Genomic DNA, 11,675 nt, shown 5'->3' on the forward strand with positions numbered 1-11,675 from the left:
AAATTCGTTATTAGGAAACGAGGGTCAATGGCAGCTCAAAAGCAAGCCGCGCGCAAGCCGCGTCGCCGCGACCGCAAGTCGGTCCCGGTTGGGCAGGCGCACATCAAGTCCACTTTCAACAACACCATTATTTCGATCACCGACCCGTCCGGCGCTGTCGTGTCCTGGGCGTCCGGTGGCGATGTCGGTTTCAAGGGCTCCCGTAAGTCCACGCCGTACGCCGCTGGCATGGCCGCTGAATCCGCAGCCCGCAAGGCTATGGAGCACGGTCTCAAGAAGGTCGACGTGTTCGTGAAGGGCCCGGGTTCCGGTCGTGAGACCGCTATCCGTTCCCTGCAGTCCGCCGGACTCGAAGTCGGTTCCATCACCGACGTCACCCCGCAGGCACACAACGGCGTTCGTCCTCCGAAGCGCCGTCGCGTCTGAGCACTAGAAGAAATCATCAATCCAACGCCGCTTATGGCCGGTGAGTGCACCACCGGCCTGAAGCTGAAAGGATAACCACAGTGCTTATCGCACAGCGTCCGACACTTACCGAGGAATCTCTCAACCCTCAGCGTTCCCGCTTTACCATCGAGCCTCTTGAGCCTGGTTTCGGCTATACGCTTGGCAACTCGCTGCGCCGCACCCTCCTGAGCTCCATTCCGGGAGCGGCTGTGACTTCGGTGCGTATCTCCGGCGTCCCGCATGAGTTCACCACTCTGCCGGGTGTTGAAGAGGACGTTACCGAGATCCTGCTGAACATCAAGGGCATCGTGCTCACCAGCGAATACGATGAGCCGGTTGTCATGTATCTGCGCAAGAGCGGCAAGGGCGAGGCCACCGCGGGTGATATCACCCCGCCGGCCGGCGTCACCATCGCCAATCCGGACATGCATATCGCAACCCTCGCGGAGGATGGCGAGCTCGAGATCGAGTTCACCGTCGAACGTGGCCGCGGTTATGTGCCCGCCCAGATGAACAAGCAGGATAATGCCGAGATCGGCCGTATTCCGGTCGACTCGATTTACTCCCCGGTGCTCAAGGTGAGCTATCGTGTGGAAGCCACGCGCGTTGAACAGCGCACTGACTTCGACAAGCTCATCCTGGACGTGGAGACCAAGCCGGCAATCTCCCCGCGCGATGCGGTCGCATCCGCAGGATCCACCTTGGTGGAGCTCTTCGGTCTGTGCCGTGAGCTCAACACCCAGGCGGAAGGCGTCGAGGTTGGCCCTGCTCCGGTAGCAGAGGAAACCAACCCGGAGATGAACATTCCGATCGAGGATCTGAACCTCACCCAGCGCAGCTACAACTGCCTGAAGCGCGAAGGCATCCACACGATCGGTGAGCTGGTCACCCACACCGAGCAGGATCTGCTCGACATCCGCAATTTCGGTATGAAGTCCATCGACGAAGTCAAGGAGAAGCTCCAGTCTCTGGGTCTCGCCCTCAAGGCTTCCCCGTTGGGCAACTTCGATACCAACAACCTCGAAGGTGGCACCTTCTTCTCGCCGGAAGACGAGTGATTCGCCACTTTTGACCTAACCGCTTCGTTGGATTCGGATGTTCGGGCGATTGCCCACCTGAATCCGACGGGGCTTTCAAGGAGAAACAATGCCTACACCAAAGAAGGGTCCGCGTCTGGCCTCCAGCCCGGCTCATGAGCGTCTTATGCTCGCGAACATGGCCACCAGCCTGTTCCAGAACGGCCGTATCACCACCACCCTGCCGAAGGCCAAGCGTCTTCGTCCGCTGGCCGAGCGTCTGATCACGCTCGCCAAGCGTGGTGATCTGCACAACCGTCGTCGCGTGATGCGCGTCATCCGCAACAAGTCCGTCGTGCACAAGCTGTTCACCGAGATCGCCGAGCAGATGGAGCAGCGCGAAGGCGGCTACACCCGCATCGTCAAGATCGCTCCGCGTCGCGGCGATGCCGCTCCGGCAGCCATCATCGAGCTCGTCACCGAGCCGGTGAGCCCGAAGCAGGCCGTGGTGAAGGAAGCCGAAGCCGCGACCAAAGTCGCCGCTGCAGAAGCTCCGGCCGCTGAAGCGCCGGCTGCTGAGGCTCCGGAAGCCGCCGCCGAGGAGACCACTGCCGAAAAGGCCGAGTGAGTCACTATTCTGGCTGATTGAAGGCCGGGGATCGAAAGGTCCCTGGCCTTTTTTGTATGCGCTTTTCGTATACGTACCGCTATGACAGCCGTTTGCTATGCTCGATGCCGTGAGATTACGCATCGACTTGGCATACGACGGCACCCATTTCTATGGATGGGCGAAACAACCCGAAATACGCACCGTGCAGGGGGAGATCGAACGAACGCTGCACACCGTGCTCCGCGTGCCGGAGCACGACGCGGACGAGCCGCTGCGTCTGACCGTGGCCGGTCGGACCGACACGGGCGTGCACGCATCGCATCAGGTATGCCATCTCGACGTCGATGAGGACGTGCTGGCGCGCTGCGTCGGGCATATGGATGTGCCGCCCATCACCGCGCTGACCCGACGGCTGCGTCGCATGCTGCCGGACGACATCTCGATACATGCCATTTCCGAAGCCCCCGACGGCTTCGACGCGCGTTTCTCCGCGCTGGAACGCACATATGTGTATCGCATCGCCGACAGCAACAGCGAAGTCGACCCCCGTACCAGGAACTTCGTCCTGCACGTCGACAACGGGCTCAACATCGAAGCCATGAACGAGGCCGCGGCGATGACAATCGGCCTGCACGATTTCGGCTCGTTCGCAACCCCCAATCCGGGAGGCACCACCATACGCGAGGTGAAGACCGCGTATTGGCGCCGCATTCCCCAGCGTCCTCTGATCGGTGACGGCATGACGATGGGGGAGCGCTACCGCACGCCGGCGGCGGAATCGGAACTTGTCTGCTTCACGATCGTCGCGGACGCCTTTGCCCGCAATATGGTCAGGTCGCTCGTCAACGGCTGCGTGCAGGTCGGCATCGGCAAGCGTTCGCTCGATTGGTTCGCGGGAAAGATGGCCACACCATTGCGGGAAGGTTCCACAGGCCCAATCGCGCCGCAGGGGCTGACTTTGGAGCATATCGAATATCCGGCCGACGACCAGCTCGCCGTGCGGGCGGAGGCGATTCGCGCCAAACGCACGCTGTGATTGGTGCGTGTGACGGGATATGCGGCGGGATATGTCACGATGGGGTTACGACGAACGAACAAATCCATAACCGAGACATTGCCGTAACAATGCGTTGCGCTTTCCGGTAACCGTGGGCCGATACGTTCTCTTCTATCACAGCGAGAGCCGCGACGGCATGCATGCGTCGCATCGGCGTGGGGAAGAGGAGCGTGAAACGATGATTGAATCCGCCGCACGTAAGTTGGCCACGGAATTGGTGGACCACAGGGAGGCCATCAATCGCGAGCTGAGCCGCAACGGTGTGCGTTTCGGCATTTACCAGAACGGCACGTACCATGACCGTCTGTTTCCGTACGACCCGATTCCCCGCATCATCGAATCGGACGAATTCGATGAGATGGAAGCCGGTCTGAAACAACGCGTCGACGCATTGAACGCCTATCTGCGCGACATCTATTCCGACAAGCGGGCCATCAAGGACGGCGTCGTGCCGGAGGAGTACGTGTACACGTCCTCCGGATATTTTCCGCAGGTCAACGGCGTGATGCCTCCCGGCGGCATATTCGCCCACATCGCCGGAGAGGATCTGGTGCAGGGACAGGATGGACGATGGTGGGTGCTGGAGGACAATCTGCGCATCCCGTCGGGCGCCAGCTATCCGCTGTTCGCGCGTGACATCGAACGCAGAATCACACCGAGCCTGTTCCGTAACGTGCATGTGCGCGACAATCGCGATTATCCACGTCTGCTGCGCAAATCCATGGACTTCGTCTCCACCGACGGCATCGCAGTCGTGTTGACGCCGGGCCGATACAATTCGGCGTTCTTCGAACATGCGTACCTGGCGGAGAAAACCGGTGCCGCCCTGGCGTTCCCCGAAGATCTGGAAGTGGTGGACAACAAGTTGTACTTCCTTGATTATTCAGGCAAACGGCATCGGGTCGGCGTGGTCTACCGCAGACTGTCCGACGAATACCTCGACCCGTTCGCCTTCAATCCGGACTCCGTGATCGGCGTGCCAGGAATATTGTCCGCCTACCGGTCCGGCAATGTGGCGATCGTCAACGCTCCCGGCAACGGCGCGGCAGACGACAAGGCCATCTATTATTTCGTGCCGGACATGATCCGGTACTATCTCGGCGAGGAGCCGATTCTGCACAACGCGCCGACCTACATGCCGATGTTCGAGCGGGACCGCAACGAAGTACTCGATCGGCTCGGCGAGCTCGTCATCAAGGACGTCGCCGAAGCGGGCGGTTACGGAGTGGTGTTCGGATCGTCGCTCGATGCCAGACAGCGCGAGGAGCTCGCCGACCGCATCAAGGCCGAACCCCGGCGGTTCATAGCGCAGGAGGTCATCCAATTCAGGGACATCGACGTGGCCAATCCTGAGACCGGCGAGCTGGAGCCGCGCAAATGCGACCTTCGCGCATTTGTGGTGACCGGCAAGAACACGCATGTGTGGTATTCGGGATTGACCCGCTATTCGTCGGTTCCGGGGCAGATGATCGTCAACTCGTCGCAGGGCGGTGGCTTCAAGGACACATGGGTGCTGGCCAAAGGTTCCGGTGTGGAGCACGATTGCGCTCCGGGCTCGGAAAGTGTGCGTGTTCTGGAGCAATCGCGCAAGCATTCGCTGGCGCTCGTCACCGCCTCCAAGGCGGACAACCTGTTCTGGCTTGGCCGGTACACGGAACGCGTGTTCACCACGTTGAGCCAGTTCTTCCCGTTCTACGACCGCGTGATGGACACGGATGTGGACGCGTTCCGACCGTTCGCACGCGCGCTCGACCTGCCGGAGGATTTCGAGGACTTCGACGCGTTCATCCACAGTTTCCTCTATGACGAGAGCAATCCGGATTCCGTGCGCAGCGCCATCGTCTACGCGTTCAACAACGCGGTGATTCTCCGTCCGGAACTCGGTTCACGTTCGTTGCAGCAGGTGGAGCTGGCCATGGGCTCCATTGTGGAGGCGTCGGAATGCACCGGCGCGGATGCCGATATCTTCAAACATCGCGACATCGCGGACAACATGCTCGCATTCTGGGGAGGAGTGGAGGATTCGCCGGTTGATCCGACATTGAAATCCTTCATCTTCGTAGGCAAATATATAGAGCGTCTCGACCTGTACACGCGCTTCGGATACCGTATGGACGAGCTCAAGGCGCCGCTGACCAAGCTGGCCAAATACCTCATGCCCCTGCAGGGACTGCCCGTGCCGCAATGCTTCGCCGAAGGATTGCGTTGGCTGGTCGGGCAGTTGCCGCAGCGAGGATATGGCGCGCTCGCCGAAAAGCTCGGCGTGCTGCTTGACGATTTCGATGGCCGCATTTCAACAAAGGGCCTGAAGGATCTCGGCATGCTGAATACCATGGATATGGATGCGGCGCGCATCTGACATTTCCTGGGGAATCGGCGATACCGTTGAGGAGACGATGTGAAGAAACTGGCGTTCGATTATGAGATGAAACTTTCGTTCAGCTCGCCTGTGACCGACCATCGTTTTCAGTTGCGTTGCATTCCGGCGACCGGTCCGCGCCAGCAGGTGATCGACGTGGCCGTCAAGCTCGAACCGGAAACGGAACTTGAAACCACCATCGATTCCTTCGATTCCGTGGTGATGACCGGGTTCATCCCCGAACCACACACCATGTTCAATTATTCGGTGACGGGCATCGCCTTCGTGGACAACGCGCATATCAAATCCGAGATATTCAAGCCGTTGTACCGGTTCAACTCGGCCTTGACGGTGCCGGGGCCCGCCATCGAACGGCTGATCGACATATGCAAGGCGCGTATCGGTACCTTGCCATCCGACAGCACACCCATCGACCAAGCCAAGGTGGTGATGGATGAAGTGTACCGCGCGTTCGTCTACACGCCGGCGTCCACCACCATCCGCACCACCGCCGAGGAGGCGTTTGCACAGCGCAAAGGCGTATGCCAGGACTACGCGCACGTCATGCTGTCGGTCTGCCGACATGTCGGTCTCGCCGCGCGATACATCGCGGGCCTGCTGTGCGGTGAAGGCGCCACGCATGCATGGGTGGAGGTCTATTATGGCGGGCGCTGGATCGGCTTGGACCCGACACATAACCGCATGGTCGACGACAACTACATCACCATCGCCCACGGCCGTGATTACCGCGACTGCATGCTCGATATCGGCATCTTCTCCGGATGCGATGTGCGGCAGAGCCAGTGGGTGAACGCCTCCGTGCATGAACGGGACGCGTAGATGTGCATGGACGGAAAATGGACGTCCGATGACACGCGCAAGGCGATAAACAAGGAATAAACAAAAAGGCTGGAACGCCATTGTTCCAACCTTTATTGCTTGCGGATAAGGCGAGATTCGAACTCGCGGAGGGGTTCGCCCTCACACGCTTTCGAGGCGTGCTCCTTAGACCGCTCGGACACTTATCCATTCGTTGCCTGAGAACAAGCAACTTGACTATTCTGCCACAGCATCGGTGATTGTCAAATCGGTTGGGCTTGGATGGCGGAATTTCAGGCGTGTCACGTTGCGCGTCCGGTGTGCCCGGCGCGTTCATGCTTTGTCCGCTACTGCGCGTCCTCTCCGAACAACGCCTCGTCGAAGGACGGATAACCCCAGTCAAGCGCCAATTCGACACGGTCCGCGATCAGCCCGGCAAGCACGCCGAGGGATTGCTCCCTCGCGCTCGTCGATTGCGATTTCGCGGCATTGGAGCTTTTCTCGATCGCCGCGATCTCGGCGCGCGCGCAGTTCATTTCGATGGTGGCGTCGGTGGGGGCCAGGAGACCGGTCGCCGGATCGACGATCGTGTCGGGATTGGCGAGCAGGCTGGTCGTGTCGTACGTTTTTCCGCGGTCGTCGGCGTCGCCGGAGAATGAAACGAGCCGTTGCGACGTTGTCTTGTGCCGATCCGCGATGTCGAGGGTCGCGTGGCCGATGGAACGTGCGGCGAACAGCGTCATCGCGAATCCGGCCTTGTCCTCGGCTTTGGCCATCGCATCAAGCGATGCGGAATCGACATCGAGCGATTCGATGTCGTCGAATCGGGACAGGGTGATTGGCTCGACGGCGATCGACAGCCGGTCGGCCAGCGTGCGTGCGATGTGCCGTGCCCTTGCGCTGCGCAATGTGCCGTCGGCGAAACGGGACGGGCAGTATGCGGCGGTATCCGTCCATGACGAGATTGCCTGATGCGCCGCGAAATGCCGGCGGATGATGGGTTGCCGTTGGTCAAGTGCGATGGTGTCGTTTCCGGAGGCGTCAAGATACGCTTTTTCGCAGGGGCTCTGCTGCTGTTCGGCCTCATCCTTGCCTGCGATTCGCGGCATGGAGCAGGCTGTCAGCGACGACAGCGCGAGTCCGACGCAGAGGGTCGCGCAGACGCGTTTCGCGATGGAAGGAATCGAACGAAGGGAAGGGGCACGTGTCTGCATGAATCATTAGAATAATATCCGACTGTGACCATTGGGCCATGCGCTCGGAATAACTTCATACAGGAGGTCTTGGAAGTATGGAACTGGACCTGGCAGGAATGCACCAGCTCGCCGCTGGGCAGGGAATCGATCCCGAGACGCTGGATGCCGCACTCTCGGAAGCATTGCGACTGGCATATCTGAAAACACCGCACGCTGCGAAGCACGCCCGTGTGGAGCTTGATCCGCGCGCCGGAAGCTTCACCGTCTGGGCCCAGGACGAGATTCCTGGCGAACCGACTGAGGACAATCCGCATCCCGCGCCGACCTTGGGCGAGGAATATGACGACACCCCGCATGATTTCGGCCGTCTGGCCGCCGCGACCGCACGTCAGGTGATCAGCCAGCTGTTCCGCAAGGCCGAGGACGACAAAGTGTTCGGCGCCTTCTCTGGACAGAAGGGCAAGCTCATCACCGGCATCGTCCAACAGGACGTCAAGGACACGTCCAACGTGCATGTGGCGGTGGGCGACGTCGAGGCGTTACTGCCGCGTCGTGAGCAGGTGCCCGGTGAGCGTTACCGTCATGGCGAACGCATCCGCGTGTATGTGGTGAATGTGGCGCGAGGTCTGAAGGGACCGGAGATCGTGGTGTCCCGCTCCCATCCGGAGCTGGTGCGCCGCCTGTTCGAGCGTGAGGTTCCGGAGCTGGTTTCCGGCGCGGTTTCGATTATGGCCATCGCACGTGAGGCCGGCGCCCGTACCAAGATCGCCGTCCGCGCCAACACCGAGGGCGTCAATCCGAAGGGTGCTCTGATTGGCCCTGGTGGAGCCCGTGTGCGCGCCGTCATGGAGAACCTCGGACCCGAGAAGATCGACATCGTCGATTGGTCCGCGGACCCGGCGAAATTCGTCGCCGCGGCGCTGTCCCCGGCGGTCGCCACCGGCGTGCAGGTGATCAGCGAGAAGAACAAGACCGCTATCGCCTTCATCCACGATGACCAGCTGTCCCTCGCCATCGGCAAGGAAGGACAGAACGCGCGTCTCGCCGCCAAGCTGACCGGTTGGAAGATTGGCATCGAATCCGCCGAGGCGCACGCCAAGAAGATGGCGGAGCAGGCGGACCATTCCGACGCCGAAACCGCGGAATAAACAACACTTCCAGCAACCAACAAGCCCGTGGATGTACAATCCACGGGCTTGAGTATGCTGGACTCGACAGTCCAAAGCGCGCCGGCCAAGCCCGTCGCGCCCAGGGAAAAGACGAGGTATCACGAACATGGTTGCACGATGAGAAGGAACAAGCTCGCCGTGAATCAGTAGCGGTCGCGCCCGTATGCGCGCGGCCCGGGATAGGAGAATTGAGTGCCGAAAGCACGCGTATATGAACTTGCCAAGCAACTTGGCGTCGATAGCAAAACCGTTTTGAACAAACTTGAGGCGATGGGCGAATTCGTGAAGTCCGCATCGTCCACCGTTGAACCCCCTGTCGCACGTAGGCTGAAAGCCGCATTCGCATCCAACGCGCAGGGCAACGCATCCGAATCCAAGAAGTCCGCGCCGGCCAGGAAGCCGACTCCGCAGCCTTCCCATTCCGCACCGCGTCCGGGCGTTGCCGCAGGCACGCCGAAGCCGTCCGCTCCGGCTGCTCCGAAGCCGCATCGTCCCGGTTCCCGGTCCGAAGCTCCGAAGCCGGGCCAGCGCGCCCCGCGTCCGGGCGAATCCCGTCAGCACGGCAATCGCAATAACGGAAACTCCCCGCGCCCGCAGGGCGGCGAACGCCATCAGTCCGGTCGTCCGTCGGCCGTTCCGGGACCCCGTTCCCAGCGTGGCAACGCCCCGCAGGGCGGCAATGGCGCCAACGGCGCGAAGCCGCACGCTCCGGGACCGCGTCCGGGCAACAACCCGTTCAGCCGCAAGCAGGGCATGCACACCCCGACTCCGGGTGATATCCCGCGTCCGCATCCGATGAACCGTCCGACCGTCAACAATGGCGAGGGACGTCGTGGCGGCCGTCCGGGCCAGCGCGGCGGATTCCGCGGCCGTCCGGGCCAGGGCGGCGCGAAGCCGGGACAGTGGGGACAGCATCGTCCGGGTCAGGGCGGTCAGCGTCCTGCCGGCGGCAACCGTTTCGGCGGCAACGGCGGTGGATTCCAGGGTGGCAACAGCGCCCCGAGCAACGGTCCGGCACGTGGCGGACGCGGACGTGGCGGCGCAGCCGGCGCGTTCGGACGTCAGGGAGGCAAGTCCTCGAAGGCCCGTAAGAACCGTCTGGCGAAGCGTCATGAATTCCAGGAGATGAAGGCTCCGGTCATCGGCGGCGTGCGCATTCCGACCGGCAACGGACAGGAAGTCCGTCTGCGTCAGGGCGCGTCCCTTGCCGACCTGGCCGAGAAGATCAACGTCAATCCGGCGGCTCTGGTCACCGTGCTGTTCCATCTCGGCGAGATGGCCACGGCCACCCAGTCCTTGGATGAGGCCACCTTCCAGATCCTCGGCGAGGAGATCGGCTGGAACATCAAGATCGTGTCCGCCGAAGAGGAGGACAAGGAGCTGCTGCAGCAGTTCGACATCAACCTTGATGAAGAGGAGCTGCAGGAGGACGAGGACCTGAAGCCGCGTCCGCCGGTCGTCACCGTCATGGGCCATGTCGACCATGGTAAGACCCGACTGCTGGACACCATCCGCCGCACCAACGTCATCGAAGGCGAGGCCGGCGGCATCACCCAGCGCATCGGCGCATACCAGGTGACCGTCAACCTCGAGGGCGAACCGCGCAAGATCACGTTCCTCGATACCCCGGGCCACGAAGCCTTCACCGCCATGCGTGCCCGTGGCGCCGAACTCACCGACGTCGCGATCCTCGTGGTCGCCGCCGACGACGGTGTGATGCCGCAGACCGTGGAAGCCATCAACCATGCGCAGGCCGCGCATGTGCCGATCGTGGTGGCCGTCAACAAGATCGATAAGCAGGGCGCGAACCCGGAGAAGGTCCGCGGACAGCTCACCGAATACGGTCTGGTTCCGGAGGAGTACGGCGGCAACACCATGTTCGTCGACATCTCCGCGAAGCAGGGCACCAACGTCGACAAGCTGCTCGAAGCGGTGCTGCTCACCGCCGACGCGGAACTCGACCTGCGCGCCAACCCGGATATGGACGCCCGCGGCGCCACCGTCGAAGCCCGACTTGACAAGGGTCGCGGCGCGGTGGCCACGGTGCTGGTGCAGTCCGGTACCCTCCATATCGGCGACGCCATCGTGGCCGGCACCTCCTATGGTCGTGTCCGCGCCATGCTTGACGAGAACGGCAAGCATATGAAGGAAGCCGGCCCGTCCACTCCTGTGCAGGTGCTGGGTCTGACCTCCGTGCCGACCGCAGGCGACCTCTTCCTGGTGGCCTCCGACGACCGCACCGCGCGTCAGATCGCCGAGAAGCGTCAGGCCACCGAGCGTGCCGCCCAGCTGGCCAAGCGCCGCAAGGTCGTCTCGCTCGAAAGCCTCAAGGAGCAGTTCGCCAAGTCCGAGGTGGATATGCTCAACATCGTCATCAAGGGCGATTCCTCCGGCTCCGTCGAGGCGCTGGAAGATTCCTTGATGAAGATCGAGGTGTCCGACGAGGTCGGCATCCAGGTGATCCACCGCGGCGTCGGTGCCATCACCCAGAACGATGTCAACCTGGCCACCGTGGACAAGGCCGTCATCATCGGCTTCAACGTCCGTCCGAACCGCCAGGTGGCCGATCTGGCCGAGCGCGAAGGCGTGGAGATCAAGTACTACTCGGTCATCTACAAGGCCATCGAGGATATCGAGGCATCCCTCAAGGGCATGCTCAAGCCGGAATTCGAAGAGGTCGTCACCTCCCATTCCGAGATCCGCGAGATCTTCCGCTCCTCCAAGTTCGGCAACATCGCCGGCGTCATGGTCCAGGACGGCGAGGTCAAGCGCGGTACGAAGTGCCGTATCCTGCGCAACGGCATCGCCACCGTCAACGACCTCGAGATCTCCTCGCTGCGTCGTTTCAAGGACGATGTGCAGTCCGTCAAGGAAGGCTACGAGGCGGGCATCAACCTCGGCTCCTTCAACGACATCGAGATCGGCGACATCATCGAGACCTTCGAGATGCGCGAGATCGAGCGGAAGTAGCCGAACGCTTCGTTCTTCCGGACGATAGACAT

The 11,675-nt window shown here is 61.8% G+C and carries 9 protein-coding genes and 1 tRNA gene; 8 read left to right on the forward strand and 2 right to left on the reverse strand.

All coding sequences use genetic code 11. The features are described 5' to 3' along the window. Positions 1-27: 27 nt before the first annotated feature. From rpsK to AC1ATL_RS02130, 6 genes are all read left to right on the forward strand, one after another. Entirely contained in the window at positions 28-426 is a 399-nt protein-coding gene (rpsK, locus tag AC1ATL_RS02105; protein WP_003808141.1) for a 30S ribosomal protein S11, read from the forward strand. 80 nt (positions 427-506) lie between these two features. Next, the gene (locus tag AC1ATL_RS02110) at positions 507-1,505 is read left to right on the forward strand and encodes a DNA-directed RNA polymerase subunit alpha (protein WP_476568072.1); all 999 of its coding nucleotides are present in this window, start codon (positions 507-509) and stop codon (positions 1,503-1,505) included. An 88-nt stretch (positions 1,506-1,593) separates the two neighbouring features. Then, positions 1,594-2,091 (forward strand): 50S ribosomal protein L17, encoded by a 498-nt coding sequence (gene rplQ / locus AC1ATL_RS02115; protein ID WP_432623054.1) that lies wholly within the window; start codon positions 1,594-1,596, stop codon positions 2,089-2,091. A 97-nt stretch (positions 2,092-2,188) separates the two neighbouring features. Then, complete coding sequence (gene truA, locus AC1ATL_RS02120; RefSeq protein ID WP_476568075.1) at positions 2,189-3,109, forward strand: tRNA pseudouridine(38-40) synthase TruA; 921 nt, start codon at positions 2,189-2,191, stop codon at positions 3,107-3,109. Positions 3,110-3,308: 199 nt separating this feature from the next. Next, positions 3,309-5,489, forward strand: a complete 2,181-nt coding sequence (locus tag AC1ATL_RS02125) for a circularly permuted type 2 ATP-grasp protein (protein WP_476568077.1) — start codon at positions 3,309-3,311, stop codon at positions 5,487-5,489. Positions 5,490-5,528: 39 nt separating this feature from the next. After that, positions 5,529-6,329 (forward strand): transglutaminase family protein, encoded by an 801-nt coding sequence (locus AC1ATL_RS02130; RefSeq protein WP_476568079.1) that lies wholly within the window; start codon positions 5,529-5,531, stop codon positions 6,327-6,329. A gap of 102 nt (positions 6,330-6,431) precedes the next feature. On the opposite strand, the gene AC1ATL_RS02135 is transcribed toward AC1ATL_RS02130, so the two are convergent. Next, positions 6,432-6,517, reverse strand: a tRNA-Ser gene (locus AC1ATL_RS02135). Between the two features lie 138 nt (positions 6,518-6,655). After that, positions 6,656-7,522, reverse strand: a complete 867-nt coding sequence (locus AC1ATL_RS02140; protein ID WP_476568081.1) for a hypothetical protein — start codon at positions 7,520-7,522, stop codon at positions 6,656-6,658. Positions 7,523-7,599: 77 nt separating this feature from the next. Here AC1ATL_RS02140 and nusA point away from each other — a divergent pair, with 77 nt between their 5' ends. Both nusA and infB read left to right on the forward strand, forming a co-directional pair. Beyond that, positions 7,600-8,652 (forward strand): transcription termination factor NusA, encoded by a 1,053-nt coding sequence (gene nusA, locus AC1ATL_RS02145; protein WP_026646490.1) that lies wholly within the window; start codon positions 7,600-7,602, stop codon positions 8,650-8,652. A 213-nt stretch (positions 8,653-8,865) separates the two neighbouring features. Then, a complete protein-coding gene (infB, locus tag AC1ATL_RS02150; protein ID WP_476568083.1) occupies positions 8,866-11,643 on the forward strand; it encodes a translation initiation factor IF-2 in 2,778 nt (925 codons plus the stop codon). Positions 11,644-11,675 lie beyond the last annotated feature (32 nt).

Source organism: Bifidobacterium sp. LH_743 (assembly GCF_056355775.1).

Coding starts and splice junctions, on each gene's coding strand:
- rpsK (WP_003808141.1), top strand. CDS start 28: ATGGCAGCTCAAAAGCAAGCCGCGCGCAAGCCGCGTCGCCGCGACCGC.
- rplQ (WP_432623054.1), top strand. CDS start 1,594: ATGCCTACACCAAAGAAGGGTCCGCGTCTGGCCTCCAGCCCGGCTCAT.
- truA (WP_476568075.1), top strand. CDS start 2,189: ATGCTCGATGCCGTGAGATTACGCATCGACTTGGCATACGACGGCACC.
- AC1ATL_RS02125 (WP_476568077.1), top strand. CDS start 3,309: ATGATTGAATCCGCCGCACGTAAGTTGGCCACGGAATTGGTGGACCAC.
- AC1ATL_RS02140 (WP_476568081.1), bottom strand. CDS start 7,522: ATGCAGACACGTGCCCCTTCCCTTCGTTCGATTCCTTCCATCGCGAAA.
- nusA (WP_026646490.1), top strand. CDS start 7,600: ATGGAACTGGACCTGGCAGGAATGCACCAGCTCGCCGCTGGGCAGGGA.